Origin of the sequence: Blochmannia endosymbiont of Camponotus sp. (genome assembly GCF_023586365.1) — a bacterium.
Taxonomy (GTDB): domain Bacteria; phylum Pseudomonadota; class Gammaproteobacteria; order Enterobacterales; family Enterobacteriaceae; genus Blochmanniella.
Map to the genome: position 1 here is coordinate 719181 of NZ_CP097759.1, position 17985 is coordinate 737165.

Here is a 17985-nt window from a genome sequence, read left to right on the forward strand (position 1 = left end):
ACTGAACATTTTTATATAATATATTGTATATTATATAAAAATGTTCAGTATCTCATAATACTCGAGATACATATATTTTTGATACTTAATAACGCCTGTGAGATTGATAATGAAAAATATTGGATTTGTTGGTTGGAGAGGAATGGTAGGTTCAGTATTAATGAATCGTATGAAAGAAGAAGATGATTTTAGCCATTTTCACTCAATATTTCTCTCTACATCACAAATAGGAGAACATGCTCCAAACATTCAAGGATCACAAGAATTATTTTTACAAGACGCTTGTAATGCCGATTTGCTTAATTCTTTAGATATTATTATTACATGTCAAGGTAGTGCATATAGTAAAATTATTTATCCAAAATTAAGAAAAATTGGATGGACAGGATATTGGATTGATAGCGCCTCATTTTTACGCATGAATGATGATGCGATTATTGTTTTGGATCCTGTCAATCAAGTACTGATAGAACAAAGCATAAATAAAGGTATTAAAACATTTGTAGGCGGTAATTGCACTGTAAGTTTAATGTTAATGTCTTTAGGCGGGTTGTTTGCTCATAATTTAATCGAATGGGTTTTTGCTTCCACGTATCAGGCAGCTTCTGGATGTGGAGCGCGCGCCATGCGTGAGTTATTAATACAAATGGGTCAAGTGTATAATATAGTAACTGATTTATTGACGTCCCCTTCAATGGCTATTCTAGATATTGAACATACAATTACTCAATTTAGTAAAACTGATTCCTTGTTAGTAGATTGCTTCAAAGTGCCTTTGATCGGCAACGTCATTCCGTGGATTGGTGATTACATGTATAATGGTCAAACTCAAGAAGAATGGAAAGGTCAAGCAGAAACTAACAAAATTCTCAATACTTCTAAAATTATAACAGTAGATAGTTTATGTGTGCGTGTGGGCTCATTACGTTGTCATAGCCAAGCATTTGTTTTAAAACTTAAAAAGGACATTTGTTTAACAGAAATAGAAGAATTACTCCGGTCTCATAATAAATGGGTAGAAGTCATTTCAAATAATGTTACACAATCATTAAACAAATTAACTCCTGTTATGGTATCCGGAACACTTAAAATACCCATTGGTCGCCTACGCAAATTACATGCGGGTAACCAATATATTTCTGCCTTTAGCGTAGGCGACCAATTACTTTGGGGAGCCGCTGAGCCATTACGCAGGATATTACGTCAATTACTATAAATTTTATTTGTTCTGCAAATTAGATTTACAAATATACAATTTGGGGAGCAGTGCAAATAATAAATGCAACACTGAAAATTTCAAAAAGACTCATTTAATTATACAAGTACACTTATGTTACTTTGCTAAAAATTTTTAAAAATAAAAAATAAAGTCGTTAATAAAAAGAATGCGTCCCGCGGTGATGTTGAGTCACATCTAGTACCCCTTTTAATTCGGGGAAAAGATTCTTTAAGGTAGTTTCTATTCCTTCTGTTATGGTGTAGCTAGCCATTGCACAGCCATTGCATCCTCCGTAAAATTTAATAACAGCTAACAAGTCTTCAGTAATACGTATTAAAGATACACTGCCCCCGTGCAGTTCTAACTGAGGATTAATCTGAAATTGTAATACATGTCTTATCCGATCTTCCAACGAATCATCATTTATCTTGTTTTTTATATTACTGCATGCTTTAGTAGCATTCGGAGCTTTGATAGTAAGTTGAGAATCTAATTCATTAATTATCACGTCAATTTTTGCGTCTTTAAGGAAAGATATATATACTCGATCTACGTGTACAGAAAAGAGATCAAACTCAATGACTATATCCCTAGATTTAAATTCTTCTGGTGGACAAAAACAAACACCACACTCCGCATGAACTGTACCTGGATTAACTACAAACACTCGTATCTGAGTACCTGGTTTCTTATCCACTAGCAGTTTAGCAAAATGTTTTTGTGCAACTGGAGTTATACAAATCATACGATACGATACCTAAATCATTTTTTAAAATGCATTATATTTTATCATGCACATGTTATACAAAACTATTTTGGATAATTTATATATATTTTTATATACTTTCAATATATATTATTTATTTTTTTGTATTTTTGATAAACTGTCTAATGTAATTATATTAGACATAACACAATATGCCCTGTGTATGTAATTTAAAAAAACATTAATTACATTAGTGACAATTTTAATTTATTATAGCAAATTTGCTCTAACATATAAATAATATTAAGATAATAAAATGTATATAAAATTAACTCTGTATATTTAATACTTAAAAATTTGGTATTTGCTAATGAGCAATTAATTATTATATTTTAATTTTCAAAACGAATTAACAAAAAAGAGTTAAACAATAAACATACATAACACTAAAAAGACCAAAAATTATGTCTTTTATTACACAATTATTAATGCATACGATCCTCAGATTCTAATAATAGGATATTTACGAATAGTTACATTCACTAATAAGCAAGTTATGGGATTTACGTATAGGCAATTAAATAACGTTTTTATCATGTAAGGAAACACAGTGTAAATATTAAATATGCAATCATTTATATTCCTAAGAGAAACAATTAATTTCAATAACATATTTACAGTACTACCAATCAGATATTAATAAAATTTTAAATATGCTTAACATTAAATTTCAATTTTTTATCACAAACTTAACGACATCTCTTTTTTTTGTCAACGAGGCTAATGTTATTCAGGATAAAGAAGTTTACAGTTTTAATATTTGTCCAAATGATTTATTGACTGTAATGTTTAACGTGTAAACTCATTACATATTATATATATGTATGTTGAATTTTTCAACGTACTACACTATTTATTATAAAATATAGATAACTTATTATTTTATATATTTAATGCAGTAAAATGCATGGTTCTCAACTACATGAATAGATATTCATACAGATTAATAACGAATATCGAAATTTATATACTTTTATCTAATCATATAAGTGTAATAACAATGACTTAATTATTTTGATAAACATCAATATAAAAATATGTAAAAATCTATAATACGCAGTATTTTTAAAACTTAATTCTATATCTCCTATAAAGAGGAGACGTTCCATAGCCTAAATAATAAAATATTTTAATCCCTGATTAAAATAAACTTATATTTTTAAAAAAAATCATTTTATCTATATAGAACTAAGTGAATCTTGCACCTATATTTGATCATATTCATTTACCCATTGTTAAATTTGTTCTTCACTATGAGAATAAATAAGTTTCTAAGTTGTATCTGGACAAAGATTTGTATTACAATGATAGCATGTTGTTACATGTTAACAATTAATAATACTGTCGCGATCATTATATATATCATATATTGGATGTATATTTATAAAAATAAGATGATTTTAACGCTTCATATTTTTATATCTGTGCGTTTATCGATCAGTTAGGTCTTCATATAAAGTGATGAAACGTATAAAATGAAGAAATCATTTGCATATAATAATAATATGTTAAAAAAAAATAATATTTTTTTAATTGGCCCTATGGGAGCCGGGAAAAGTACCATTGGGCGCCAACTAGCAAATCAATTAAATATGGAATTTTTTGATTCTGATCAAGAAATTGAGACTCGTACCGGAGCAAATATTAGCTGGGTCTTCGATGTAGAAGGAGAAGACAAGTTCCGTGATCGTGAAGAAAAAATTATCGATGAATTAACGAAAAAGCAGGGAATTATATTAGCTACCGGAGGTGGTTCTGTCAAATCTCACATAACACGGAATAATCTTTCCGATCGTGGATTAGTGGTATACTTAGAAACGACTATTGAAAAACAATTAATTCGAACGCAACATGATAAAAGACGTCCATTACTGAGGTCCCCATCAGTATCAGGAAAGACCAGAGAATTACTAGAAGTGTTAGCGAAAGAACGTAATCCGTTGTACGAAGAAATTGCAGATATAAGAATTTCCACTGATGAACAAAATGTCAGGATCGTCGTTAATAAAATCATTATTCTTCGCAAACAAAGTAATGTATGACACTCGTCATTATAAATTAATCGTTGTAATATTAAAAGTTTTCATAATTTTGCTATGGAAAAAATTATCATAAAATTACAAAAAAGAAGCTATCCAGTTATTATTGCAGACAAATTGTTTAATGATTTCTCATCCTGTTGGCCATTAAATATTGGCGACAAAGTAGTATTAATTACCAATGATCGGGTGGCGCCGATTTATTTAAATATACTATGTAATTTATTGACTAGATCAGGCATTGTTACTGATCAACTAATTTTACCAGATGGCGAACAAAACAAATCTCTAACTACATTAAACACAATATTTACTAAATTACTGAAACAAAATTATGATCGTAGTACAATACTTATTGCCCTTGGTGGTGGTGTCATCGGAGATATAACTGGATTTGCAGCTGCTACATACCAACGAGGAATACGTTTTATTCAAGTTCCAACAACACTGCTTGCACAGGTAGATGCATCTATTGGAGGAAAAACTGGGGTTAACCATTTACTTGGTAAAAACATGATTGGAGCTTTTTATCAACCTATTGCGGTTGTTATCAATTTGGATGTCTTGCATACGTTGAGTATGAAAGAGTTTGCCTCTGGATTAGCTGAAATAATCAAGTACGCTATAGCTCTTGACTCTAGTTTTTTTAGGTGGTTGGAATCCCATTTGGATGATTTATTAATTTTACATTCGCCATCTTTAATGTACTGTATCCGTCGTTGTTGTGAATTAAAAGCATCTATAATTACAATTGATGAACGTGATCAAGGTATTAGAAATTTATTAAATCTTGGACATACCTATGGTCATGCCATCGAATCATATTTAGGTTATTCACAATGGTCTCACGGTGAATCTATAGCAGCGGGCATCATGATGGCAGTAAATACTGCGTTACGTTTAAATCAGTTTAATTACAGTGATGCAAAACGTATAAAACTATTATTAACACGAGCAGGTTTACCTGTGCGTGGTCCAAAGGAAATGACATCAAAAAACTATTTGGAATATATGCAACGCGACAAAAAATCAATATCAGGAGAACTGAACTTAGTTTTGCCTATTTCTATAGGAAATGCAAAAACTGTCTTTAACGTAAACCATGAATTAGTGTCTTTATCCATTGAAGACACTAACCACTAATAACTATATTTAGTAATTAATAAGTATTAAAATTTAATATAATCGGTGTATGTGTAATATACATGCGAAGATTACTCTTTAAAGTAAAGTATAATTTAATAAATTATTAACAATAGTATTGATTTAGATTCTTTATTTTAATTATGTGGTGATTCATTTTTTGTATTATACGATATAGAAAATATAAATAATCTGAAAACTTATAGATAAGTACTCCAATATACAAATCATATAAAATATAAATCCTGATTTGAAACAATTCTGTCTTTATAAATTTATGAAAATAAAATTTTTATATAAAAGATTAATAATATAATCCTTATAAATTTATATTATTATTTGATTTGATTAAATTAAAATAGACTATTTATATAGTATATAATCTTTAATGGAAATTATATGAAACGCTTTTTAATAGCTCCATCTATTTTGTCAGCTAATTTTGCTAAATTAGGAGAAGATGTTACAGATGTTATATCTGCTGGCGCAGATATCTTACATTTTGATGTTATGGACAATCATTATGTTCCTAATTTAAGCGTAGGATCTATGGTGTTACGGTCACTACGTAGTTACGGAGTTAGTATTCCTATTGATGTGCATTTAATGGCAAAACCAATAGATCGATTAATCTCAGATTTCGCCGCTGTTGGAGCAAATTATATTAGTTTTCATCCAGAATCAACAAAACATATTGATCGATCATTACAATTAATTAAAGAATACGGATGTAAAGCGGGATTAGTTTTTAATCCTAGCACTACTCTTAATTATTTGGAATATGTAATGGATAAAATTGACCTAATTGTATTAATGTCAGTAAATCCTGGTTTTAGTGGACAATTGTTTATTCCCATGATTTTAAACAAAATACGTCAAACACGCAAATTAATAGATAATACCAACTATAATATTGATTTAGCAGTGGATGGAGGTATTAATATAAAAAACATACATTCAATTTTAAAAGCTGGTGCAAATACGTTTATTATAGGATCAGCTATCTTTGGATCCAAAAATTACTATGAGGTTATGCGTGATTTTCGATCTGTTTTATCAAATCAATAACGAAAAATATTTAGTATTTTATTTGCAGATAAATAATTAAAAGAAATATTATATTAATTACCATAATTATTTTATTTGAAACGCATATTATTTGATATATTATTTATTTTTTATAAAATAATTTTTTTTATAAATTATATAACTTAATATCATACAAACTATATGCTTTGTGTTGTGTAAATTTTAAAGTAATAACATTGTAATGTGTTTTATCATAAACACTATGGAATATATCTGTATGAACAAACCAATCTTATTTAGCGGGGCGCAACCATCAGGCGAACTTACTATTGGCAATTATATTGGAGCGATACGTCAGTGGGTTAAAATGCAACACGATTATCAATGTATATATTGTATCGTAGATTTACATGCAATTGCAAATCAGAATAATTTACATCAATTATACAAAACATCATTAGATACATTAGCTTTATATTTAGCATGTGGTATTGATCCTGATAATAGTACAATATTTATTCAGTCCCATGTTCCAGAGCATAGTCAATTAAATTGGTTATTAAATTGTTATACGTATTTTGGAGAACTAAATCGTATGACTCAATTCAAAGAAAAATTAACACAACAAAAGGAAAATGTTAATATCGGGTTATTTAACTATCCAGTACTAATGGCAGCAGATATTTTATTATATCAAACTAATTTAGTTCCAGTGGGATCTGATCAAAAGCAACATTTAGAATTAACACGTAACATTGCTGAACGTTTTAATCGTACATACGGAACAATTTTTGTTGTTCCTGAAATATTTATTCCTACATGTGGTTCTCGTATTATGTCCTTGTTAGAACCAAATAAAAAAATGTCTAAGTCAGATCGTAGATCCGGTAATATGATTACTCTTTTAGATGATATTAATATGGTATCAAAAAAAATTAAACGCGCTGTTACCGATACCGATCAACCTCCAATAATTAAATACGATCCTATTAATAAACCAGGTATTTCTAATTTATTAGAAATTCTTTCTGGAATAAGTGATCAACCTATTACGTATTTAGAAGAAATTTTTAAAGAAAAAACATATTCCCAGTTAAAAAATGAAATTATTAAATCAATATCATCGGTGTTAATAAAATTTCAAAATCGTTATTATACTGAACGCGTTAATGAAGATAAATTACGTTATATATTATGCGTAGGAGCAAAAAAAGCTCAAAAAAAAGCTAATGTCACTTTAAGAAAAGTGCACAAAGCAATGGGATTGAGTAATTAAATTAAAAATAATTAATATGATTAATATCATTATGTTAATCATATTCATGTATAATAGGCGCATAAGTAAAATAAAGTATTGTTTAAATTTATAAAAATGCACATATGATGACAATGACAGTATCTTCATAGGATGATAATCATTAAATTAATTGCGCTGATTAAAAAATAAACAATTAATCATCCGCACTAATTTATGATTATTAAAATACATAAAACCATGTAACGTATAAATTATAATTGTGTTTAATTGATATTATTTATATGCAAAATAAGTTATATCTTTATCTGTTTATGTTCTTTCTTGTAATGCGATTGATTAATAATCAGGCTTAATTTGAAATTATGTTCCACAAAACTTTTGAATATATGACAGAATTAATTTATTATTATATTTAATTATAGAACTATAATGAACAAAATCCTTATTATCGATAATTATGATTCCTTCACTTGGAATCTTTATCAATACTTTAGAGAAATGGGTGGTATCGTAGAAGTTAAAAGAAACGATACTTTAAATATTATAGATATTAAGCAGTTATCTCCCGAACGTTTAGTAATTTCTCCTGGACCTGGTATACCAGACAATGCAGGTATCACTTTAGATGTAATCCGTTATTTTCATAAAAGAATACCTATTCTTGGGGTATGTCTTGGGCATCAAGCTATAGCTCAATTTTTCGGTGCTAAATTAAAATATGCACAAAAAGTAATGCACGGTAAAATTTCTCTAATCCATCACAATGGCAGAGGAATATTTACTGAAGTAACACAACCTTTAAATGTAGTTCGGTATCATTCTTTAGTAATAGACTCAAACACTATGCCATCATGTTTAGAAATAACTGCATGGAGTACATGCAGTGACAGTGATAAATATATCGAAATAATGGGCATTCGCCATCGTAATCTTTTTGTAGAAGGCGTTCAATTTCACCCAGAAAGTATATTAAGTGAACAAGGATATCAAATGCTAAGTAATTTTATGAAGTATTAACTTAAAATTTGTCAAATGTGTTGAAAATCCTAACGCTTAAAAGTGATTGTTTCTTATTTTTAGTAATTTATGAAATTATGATTTTAATACTTTAAAAGTATTACCCAATGATATATCCACAATGAATTGGATGATTATTTTCATACATTCATCTTATTTTTAAAAATAAGATGAATGTATGACTCAGAATATTAAAATTTAGTGTAACCATATTTAGTGGAAATATGTAGAAATTTTTCTTTATTTTAAAATTAAATTTAATTATGTATTTTGTGCATATTTTTATAATTAGTTTATTTATGAAATTTAAAAATTAATTATGCATGTCTTCATTAATAACAAATATAAAACCAAATTATTATGCCTCATGTAGGGATACCAGTAATTTTATTGGTAATACTAAATATTTTTAAAATATATTCAGATTTATAGTTGCATTGGTCTTGAAATATATTTCATGTTCATACAAATTTATAACTCAGTTTACAAAAACTATATTGATTACAAAAATTAAACAAAATACAATGGCTAAATCAAAAACCTGTAAACAATCAAATCATAAACTTCTAATTCTTTAATAATATAATCGTACCCGATTAATACTTAATTATAACTGATACTAAATTAGTGTGTGATTTTTAACCCAAAATTACCACAGAGCATAATTAAATAATCAAAATTAAAAAATCTTTAATGATTCTTCATGCGTATAAAAATACTTGCAATTAATATTTTTTAATATGTATTTTGAAGAAATTTCAACTCCAAAATTATAAATCATTTAAATTATATGCATTTATAAATATATAAATATAATTATATTAAAATCACCAAATCTCAAAAATCTTTAAAATATTTTCATTGATTTCCATCATAAACTAAAAACTTTTTGAAAAATCTAAATTTATTAGATCATCGATGTGAAACGCTTATATCAGTTTATACAATCTATTACATAAACATTGTCCAGATATGTAAAATTTATGTGTTTAAGCACATATATATATTTGTTATAAATGTATATACTCAAAAAAATAATGGTTATAGGCATATCGTAATCATATACGATAAAAAATTATCTCATAAAAAGGTATAAAACATGAAAGCATTTTTCGTTAAATTCATCTTATTCATTTCTATTATTTCTCTTGCCCTTACTGGCATTATCTGTTAAATTGTCTGAATTAGAAAAAGAGAAATGTTTGGAAGCAATTTATACTAAGGGTTTTACGGACTTTATATTAAAAATGTATTTTCAATTTTATTCATTTCTATTATACTGTCTATAAATTAGACCATCACGGCTTTATAATATCATAAAAATTTTTATAAGAAATTTAATTTGTTAAAAATATATTATTGCTACGATAAATAACAATCATTGTACGATATAGCGAAATAAAAAAGTTTAAACATTAATACAACATGTGCGCCTAACTATCCTTTAAAAACAGGATGCAACATTGTAATAAAATGTTGTATTGTTCTGGCATAATGCGGTAGAATTTAATAGTGTTATGCCGGTCGTAGAATCGTCTTTTTATTTGCAGTAAATAATGAAAATTTATTAAAATACTTATTACATTAAGAGTTTGATTAAAAGACAAATATGTTGAATCATTTTTATTTGATGAGATGATGCATGTTCTACATCAAACTCAGTGGATAAACATATCGCTTCTGTCAATAATTTTTATTGACCTTGCAATCCAATAATGTACAAGGATCGTTGTTTGTTATTAAAGTTGGACGGGATAACAGCAAATAGTATATATTTAGATATGATCTTCTCAAAAAAACGGAGATTTTAATAATGACAACAGTCAATCAGCTTGTTCGTAATGCACGCCCAATAAAAACTTTTAAAAGCAATGTACCGGCATTGGGAGCCTGTCCACAAAAAAGAGGAGTATGTGTGCGAGTATACACTACTACTCCAAAAAAACCAAATTCTGCATTACGAAAAGTATGTCGTGTTCGTTTAACTAATGGATTGGAAGTGACTTCTTATATCGGGGGGGAAGGTCATAATTTACAGGAGCATGCTTCAATTCTGATTCGAGGGGGACGAGTTAAAGATCTTCCAGGTGTTCGGTATCATGTTATTCGTGGTGCTCTTGATTGTGCAGGAGTGAATTCGCGTAAGAAAAGTCGCTCCAAATATGGGACGAAGCAACCAAAATCATAGCTCGAAATATCAGATATTTTTTTTATTTTTTAATTTAAGTCAAATTTAAAAAAGATAATCAAGGTTCAGCTAGTTGAAAATGTAATAATTTTTTTATTAATGGTTTTCATTTTTTCATTTGAAAGAAATATCTATTAGTCAAATAGGAATTATAATTAATGCCACGTCGTCGCATCGCTACTAAACGCAATATTCTTCCGGATCCAAAATTTGGATCTGATCTTTTGGCAAAGTTTATCAATATATTGATGTTAAACGGGAAGAAATCTACTGCAGAATCAATAGTGTACTCTGCCTTAGATAATTTATTCAGACGATCTAACAAAGACCGTTTAGAGGCATTCGAACTAGCTTTAAATAATGTGCGCCCAGTCGTAGAAGTAAAATCTAGACGTGTTGGCGGCTCTACTTATCAGGTGCCAGTAGAAGTGCGTCTCGTGCGTAGAAACACTCTAGCGATGCGGTGGATTATTGAAGCTGCTCGTAAAAGAAATGATAAATCTATGGAATTACGTTTAGCAAGTGAACTTTTAGATGCTATAGAGGGTAAAGGACATGCTGTTAAAAAACGTGAAGAAATACATCGTGTCGCAGAATCTAATAAAGCATTTGCCCATTATCGTTGGTAATAAAATTTTCTGAATGAACATCATCTGATTTTTCAAACTCTAATCATGATTAAGCTATTAAGTGTTATTTATTCAAACATATTTGGATGTTGCTTAAAACAATAATTTATCAAATATAGCAACGTTTTTCGTTAAATTATAACAATATTATTGAGGATATTAATGACTCGTGTAACACCGATCGTACGATACCGTAACATTGGTATAAGCGCGCATATTGACGCTGGAAAAACTACTACCACTGAACGAATTTTGTTTTATACAGGTGTAAATCATAAAATTGGAGAAGTTCATACTGGTTCTGCGACTATGGATTGGATGGAACAAGAACAAGAACGGGGAATCACAATCACTTCTGCAGCTACTACCTGTTTTTGGTCAGGGATGGCCAATCAGTTTGATTCACACCGTATTAATATTATAGATACTCCTGGGCATGTGGATTTCACTATTGAAGTAGAACGTTCTATGCGCATACTTGACGGAGTAGTAATGGTTTATTGTGCTGTAGGAGGCGTACAACCTCAATCTGAAACAGTATGGCGTCAAGCAAATAAATATAAAGTACCACGTATTGCATTTGTAAATAAAATGGATCGAGTAGGCGCAGACTATCTACGAGTTGTGGAACAGTTAAAAACTAAATTATTTGCTAATCCTGTACCTATTCAATTAGCTGTAGGCTCAGAAGATAAATTTACCGGAATTATCGATTTGATCAAGATGAAAGCTATTCAATGGAACGAATCGGATCAAGGCGTTACTTTTAGTTATAGTGAAATACCTGACAATTTAACAGAATTGTCAAGTATTTGGCATAAACATTTGATAGAGTCTGCTGTTGAAGCATCTGAAGAATTAATGGATAAATATTTATCTAATAATGATCAATTGACAGAACAAGAAATTAAACAAGCATTGCGTCAAAGAGTATTAAGTAATGAAATCGTCTTGGTAACATGCGGATCCGCTTTTAAAAATAAGGGGGTACAAGCGATGTTAGATGCTGTTGTAGAATATTTACCATCTCCGAGTGACGTGACATCCATCACAGGTGTGCTAAAAGATGGGTCTACAGAAGTTAAACGTCGTGCTAATGACAACGAGCCGTTTTCAGCTTTAGCATTTAAAATAGCTACTGATCCATTTGTAGGAAACTTAACTTTTTTTCGAGTTTATTCAGGCGTCGTAAGTTCCGGAGATAGTGTTTTAAATCCTATAAAAGAAAAACGTGAGCGATTCGGTCGAATAGTGCAAATGCATGCGAATAAACGGGAAGAAATAAAATCTGTGCATGCAGGTGATATTGCTGCAGCTATTGGTTTAAAAGATGTTGATACTGGAGATACTTTATGCGCTCCATCTTCCCCAATTATACTAGAACGTATGGAATTTCCAGAACCTGTGATTTCTGTGATGGTTGAAGCGAAAACTAAATCAGATCAGGAAAAAATGGGTTTCGCTTTAAATCGTTTAGCTCAAGAAGATCCATCATTTCGTGTATGGATTGATAAAGACTCTGGGCAAACTATCATTGCTGGGATGGGTGAATTGCATTTAGAAATTCTTGTAGAACGTATGAGAAGAGAGTTCAATATTGAGGCTAATGTAGGTAAACCTCAAGTTGCTTATCGTGAAACTATTCGTGATAGCGTAAAACAAGAGGGTAAATTTATTCGTCAATCAGGGGGCCGAGGTCAATTCGGCCACGTTTGGTTACGTATTGAACCTATGCCTATGCATTCACATGAAGAAGGTTATAAATTTTTAAATGAAATTGTAGGAGGAGCCGTACCTAAGGAATATATACCTGCTGTAGATAAAGGTGTACGAGAACAAATAAGTAATGGTATTCTTGCTGGATATCCAATTGTAGATGTTTGTGTAGCTATTTTTGATGGTTCTTATCACGAGGTTGATTCTTCAGAAATAGCATTTAAAATAGCAGGATCTATAGCATTTAAAGAAGGATTCATGAAAGCTCATCCTGTATTATTAGAACCTATTATGAATGTAGAAATTGAAACACCTGAAGATTATATGGGGGATGTTATTGCAGATTTAAATCGTCGAAGAGGTATCATCAGTGGTTTAGAAAATTCTACAATTAGCGGAAAGATAATTTGTGCTCAAGTTCCTTTATCTGAAATGTTTGGTTATGCTACTGGTTTACGTTCACAAACTCAAGGACGCGCTTCTTATTCTATGGAGTTTTTAAAATATAACGAAGTACCTAGTAGTATAGCTCAATTTATTATAAATTCTCGTCAAATTAAGCAATAATAGGTAATATTTGGGGTTCAATTATTTTTGAAAAACCATAAAAAGACCTAAGGAGTTTAGAGGTGTCCAAAGAAAAATTTAAACGCGTAAAGCCACATATTAATGTAGGCACTATTGGCCATGTAGATCATGGAAAAACTACTTTAACTGCCGCTATAACCGCTGTTTTGTCTAAAAAATATGGTGGCTATGCACGTGCTTTTGATCAAATTGACAATGCTCCAGAAGAAAAAGCACGAGGAATTACTATAAATACTTCTCATGTTGAATACGATACTGCATATCGACATTATGCGCATGTTGACTGCCCTGGACATGCCGATTATATAAAAAATATGATAACTGGAGCTGCACAAATGGATGGCGCAATTTTAGTAGTAGCCGCCACTGATGGACCTATGCCGCAAACCCGTGAACATATTTTATTAGCTAGACAAGTAGGAGTACCTCACATCATTGTATTCATGAATAAATGCGACATGGTAAATGATGAAGAATTATTAGAATTGGTTGAGATGGAAATGCGAGAATTACTATCTCAATACGATTTTCCAGGAGACAATACACCAATCATTCGAGGATCTGCTTTAAAAGCATTAGAAAACGATGAAATATGGTCTAATAAAATTTTAGAATTATCAGATGTATTGGATAATTATATCCCAGAACCTAAACGTGTTGTAGACCAACCATTTTTACTACCCATTGAAGATGTATTTTCTATTTCTGGGAGAGGTACAGTTGTAACAGGCCGTATTGAACGTGGTGTTATCAGAGTAGGAGAAGAAATAGAAATTGTTGGTATAAAAGATACAATAAAAACCACATGCACCGGGGTAGAAATGTTTAGGAAATTATTAGACGAAGGACGTGCTGGAGAAAATGTTGGTGTTTTATTACGCGGTACTAAACGAGATGAAGTAGAGCGCGGTCAAGTGCTATCTAGACCTGGATATATCAAGCCTCATTTTCATTTTGAATCAGAAGTGTATATTTTAAATAAAGATGAAGGAGGAAGACATACGCCGTTTTTCAAAGGGTATCGTCCTCAATTTTATTTTCGTACTACAGATATCACTGGCACCATTGAATTACCAGAAGGGGTGGATATGGTGATGCCTGGGGATAATATTAAAATGATCGTTCATTTAATTGCTCCGATAGCTATGGATGACGGTCTTAGATTTGCTATTAGAGAGGGTGGCCGTACTATAGGTGCTGGTATTGTATCTAAAATTATATCCTAATTATATAAATCAATAAATATAATTCTGTAATTATAAAATAGGTGTGTATTATAATAATATGGTAGTGTGTTGATATGTATGTAAAAAATGAAAGTAAAAAAAAAATACATGTATTAGAAATAATTAAATGGATTAGCATTCTAGGATTGATCGCAACATCTATTGTTGGAAATTATTTATGTCGCAATTATAATGCTTTAACCAGAAGCATGGTAATTTTCATTATCGTTACTACTGCTATATACATTTCGTCAACTACAAAAATAGGAAAATTAATAATTATATTTGGAGATGAATCACGTATTGAGTGCCGGAAAGTAGTGTGGCCTACTTATCAAGATGGGCTCAACACTACTTTAGTCGTGACAGGAGTAACAATAGTTATGTCGTTATTATTATGGGGATTAGATACTATTTTAGTTCATGTGATATCATTTGGGTTAAGGTTGTAATATGACTGCCCTTTTAAAGAAACGTTGGTACGTTATTCAAGCGTTTTCTGGATTTGAGAATCGTGTAGCTCATTCTTTACGTGAGCATATTAAACTACACAATATGGATACAATGTTCGGTGAAATCATGGTCCCAACAGAAGAAGTAGTCGAAATGCGAGCTGGACAACGTAGAAAAAGCGAGCGTAAATTTTTTCCTGGTTATGTATTGGTGCAGATGATAATGAATGATTCTAGTTGGCATTTAGTAAAAAGTGTTCCACGTGTTATGGGTTTTGTTGGAGGAACATGCGATAAACCCGCTCCTATTGGGGATAAAGAAGTTGATGATATTATGCATCGATTGCAGCAAATAGGTGATAAACCTCGTCCTAAAACATTATTTGAACCTGGTGAACTTATTCGAGTCAGTGATGGACCTTTTTCTGACTTTAATGCTGTAGTAGAAGAAGTAGATTATGAAAAAAATCGTCTAAAAGTATCAGTTTCTATTTTTGGGCGAGCCACTCCAGTAGAATTAGATTTTTCACAAGTTGAAAAATCTTAATATAAAATTAGTATATAAAATGATATATTTAATTTGCACAGAAAAAGGTAATTATTATTTTGTGGTTATAGTTAGTATGTAGTCAATCAAAATAAAAACCAGAAATATTATTGGCTAGGACGACGAATATGGTAATAAAAAAAGTAAAAGCATATATTAAACTTCAAATTTCTGCTGGAGCTGCTAATCCCAGTCCTCCTATTGGGCCTGCTTTGGGGCAACAAGGCGTTAACATTATGGAATTTTGTAAAGCATTTAATGAAAATACCTCTCAGCTTGAAACAGGATTACCCATCCCAGTTGTCATTACTGTTTATAGTGATCGTTCTTTTTCATTCATTACTAAAACTCCTCCTGCTTCAATTTTATTGAAAAAAGCAGCAAATATTCAATCTGGATCTGAGAAACCAAATGTAATAAATGTTGGTAAAATATCGCGCGCTCAAATTTATGAGATCGCAAAAATTAAAGCTGTTGATATGACAGGAGCTAATATAGAATCAATATCACGTTCTATCATAGGTACAGCTCGTTCTATAGGACTTGAAGTGGAAGAGATTAATTAATATGACGGGTAAATTAAGCAAAAGAATGCGTATGATACGAAATTGCGCGGACGCATCCATCCAATACCACGTATTGGATGGATTAGAGTTATTAAAAAAAATGACAAGAGTTAAATTTATTGAAAGTGTTGATACCGCTATTAATTTAGGTATTGATGCGCGTAAATCCGATCAAAATATACGTAGTAATGTGATTCTACCGCATGGTATTGGTCGTAATATTCATGTTGCTGTTTTCGCTCAAGGTGACAATATAGTGTTGGCTAAAAATGCGGGGGCTGATCTAGTTGGATTAGAAGATTTATATGATCAAATAAAAAATAAGAACTATCTCCCAGATGTAGTGATTGCATCGCCTGATGTCATGAATACAGTAAGTAAATTAGGCCCTATTTTGGGGCCAAGAGGTTTAATGCCTAATCTTAAAATGGGTACTGTATCCCATAATATAGCAGAATCAGTTAAAAATGCTAAATTAGGGCAAGTACGTTATAAAAATGATAAGAACGGTATTATTCATTCTACCATTGGGAAAATTAATTTTGATCTCATACAACTTAAAGAAAATTTAGAAGCGTTAATAGTATCTTTAAAACAAGCTAAACCGGTGCTATATAAAGGAACATACATCAAAAAAGTGACTATTTCCACTACTATGGGTAGATCTATATCTATTGATCGTAATAGTCTGTGTGTTGCAATTAATTAATATTGATTCTTTTTATTAATAATATTCTTTACATGATCTTCAAATTGGTTTAGAATATCCTTGGTATGGTGTGTTCATTGTATTTATATAAATACATTTTGGGCATAAATTGGATTTATGATTAAAAACAATAATAACGTATTTCATGCACATATACGCGGTTGTTAATTCTAACGAATTTAGATTAAATTGTGTTTATTACCTATCTAATGATAGGTAGGCGATTAAAATTGATTAAAACTTTTATTTAACATGACTAAATTAATTTATGAACATGTATAGAAGTTTATGATTGGTGTATTCATGTATCCATTGTGTATTGAATTACAGCACGGTGTTATTAATGGCATTAAATCTTCAAAAAAAAGAAGAGATCATCTGTAAAATTCATGAAACAGCTACAAGAGCTTTATCTGCCGTAGTAGCGTCTTTGGACGGTATTGCTGTTAATGAAGTTACTAAATTGAGAAAGGAAGCACGTGATATTGGTGTAAGCATACATGTTATTCGTAATACACTCATGCGAAGAGTAATTGAAAATACACCTTTAGCGTGTTTACGAGAAATTTTAACAGGACAAAATATTGTTGCATTTTCTGTGAATCAACCTCGCGATTCCGCACGAGTTTTTGTAAAATTTACTAAAAACCATGAGCACTTTAAAATAAAAGGTGCAGTTTTTGAGGGAAAATTTATTCCCGCATCTAAAATAAATCTCTTGTCTGATTTACCTGATCAGAAAGAAGCTATTATTAGATTGATAACAATGATGAAAACAAGTGGTATAGGAAGTTTAATACACATTTTACATATATTATCTAATCAAAAAAAAATATAGTTTATTAAATATATTGTAGATATTTTGAATAAATAGTAATTTGATTATGTAATAT

At 30.3% G+C, this 17985-nt stretch carries 16 protein-coding genes; 15 read left to right on the plus strand and 1 reads right to left on the minus strand.

The genetic code is table 11. From position 1 onward, the window contains the following. The first annotated feature begins 109 nt into the window (after positions 1-109). Positions 110-1216, plus strand: coding sequence for an aspartate-semialdehyde dehydrogenase (asd, locus tag M9407_RS03025; protein WP_250237019.1), 1107 nt, complete (start codon positions 110-112; stop codon positions 1214-1216). Between the two features lie 157 nt (positions 1217-1373). Here asd and M9407_RS03030 read toward each other — a convergent pair whose 3' ends face one another. Then, a complete protein-coding gene (locus tag M9407_RS03030; RefSeq protein WP_250237021.1) occupies positions 1374-1964 on the minus strand; it encodes an NfuA family Fe-S biogenesis protein in 591 nt (196 codons plus the stop codon). A gap of 1526 nt (positions 1965-3490) precedes the next feature. On the opposite strand from M9407_RS03030, the gene aroK reads away from it, so the two are divergent. The 14 genes from aroK (at position 3491) to rplJ (ending at position 17930) form a co-directional block, all read left to right on the plus strand. After that, the gene (aroK, locus tag M9407_RS03035; protein WP_250237426.1) at positions 3491-4027 is read left to right on the plus strand and encodes a shikimate kinase AroK; all 537 of its coding nucleotides are present in this window, start codon (positions 3491-3493) and stop codon (positions 4025-4027) included. Positions 4028-4081: 54 nt separating this feature from the next. Further along, entirely contained in the window at positions 4082-5167 is a 1086-nt protein-coding gene (gene aroB, locus M9407_RS03040) for a 3-dehydroquinate synthase (protein ID WP_250237023.1), read from the plus strand. 399 nt (positions 5168-5566) lie between these two features. After that, on the plus strand, positions 5567-6235 hold the full coding sequence (rpe, locus tag M9407_RS03045; RefSeq protein ID WP_250231768.1) for a ribulose-phosphate 3-epimerase: 669 nt from the start codon (positions 5567-5569) through the stop codon (positions 6233-6235). Between the two features lie 238 nt (positions 6236-6473). Further along, on the plus strand, positions 6474-7472 hold the full coding sequence (trpS, locus tag M9407_RS03050) for a tryptophan--tRNA ligase (RefSeq protein ID WP_250237025.1): 999 nt from the start codon (positions 6474-6476) through the stop codon (positions 7470-7472). A 411-nt stretch (positions 7473-7883) separates the two neighbouring features. Continuing rightward, the gene (locus M9407_RS03055; protein WP_250237026.1) at positions 7884-8471 is read left to right on the plus strand and encodes an anthranilate synthase component II; all 588 of its coding nucleotides are present in this window, start codon (positions 7884-7886) and stop codon (positions 8469-8471) included. A gap of 1813 nt (positions 8472-10284) precedes the next feature. After that, positions 10285-10659, plus strand: a complete 375-nt coding sequence (gene rpsL, locus M9407_RS03060) for a 30S ribosomal protein S12 (RefSeq protein WP_250237028.1) — start codon at positions 10285-10287, stop codon at positions 10657-10659. A gap of 158 nt (positions 10660-10817) precedes the next feature. Further along, positions 10818-11288 carry a 30S ribosomal protein S7 gene (gene rpsG / locus M9407_RS03065; RefSeq protein ID WP_250237029.1) on the plus strand — a complete coding sequence of 157 codons (471 nt, stop codon included), beginning with the start codon at positions 10818-10820 and terminating at the stop codon, positions 11286-11288. A gap of 162 nt (positions 11289-11450) precedes the next feature. After that, positions 11451-13571, plus strand: coding sequence for an elongation factor G (fusA, locus tag M9407_RS03070; RefSeq protein WP_250237031.1), 2121 nt, complete (start codon positions 11451-11453; stop codon positions 13569-13571). 62 nt (positions 13572-13633) lie between these two features. Further along, entirely contained in the window at positions 13634-14818 is a 1185-nt protein-coding gene (gene tuf / locus M9407_RS03075) for an elongation factor Tu (RefSeq protein WP_250231781.1), read from the plus strand. 74 nt (positions 14819-14892) lie between these two features. Beyond that, complete coding sequence (gene secE, locus M9407_RS03080) at positions 14893-15270, plus strand: preprotein translocase subunit SecE (RefSeq protein ID WP_250237032.1); 378 nt, start codon at positions 14893-14895, stop codon at positions 15268-15270. 1 nt (position 15271) lies between these two features. Further along, positions 15272-15817, plus strand: coding sequence for a transcription termination/antitermination protein NusG (gene nusG, locus M9407_RS03085; protein WP_250237034.1), 546 nt, complete (start codon positions 15272-15274; stop codon positions 15815-15817). A gap of 128 nt (positions 15818-15945) precedes the next feature. Then, positions 15946-16383, plus strand: coding sequence for a 50S ribosomal protein L11 (rplK, locus tag M9407_RS03090; protein WP_250237036.1), 438 nt, complete (start codon positions 15946-15948; stop codon positions 16381-16383). A gap of 1 nt (position 16384) precedes the next feature. Beyond that, a complete protein-coding gene (gene rplA / locus M9407_RS03095) occupies positions 16385-17092 on the plus strand; it encodes a 50S ribosomal protein L1 (protein WP_250237038.1) in 708 nt (235 codons plus the stop codon). 343 nt (positions 17093-17435) lie between these two features. Further along, entirely contained in the window at positions 17436-17930 is a 495-nt protein-coding gene (gene rplJ, locus M9407_RS03100; protein WP_250237039.1) for a 50S ribosomal protein L10, read from the plus strand. Positions 17931-17985: the final 55 nt, after the last annotated feature.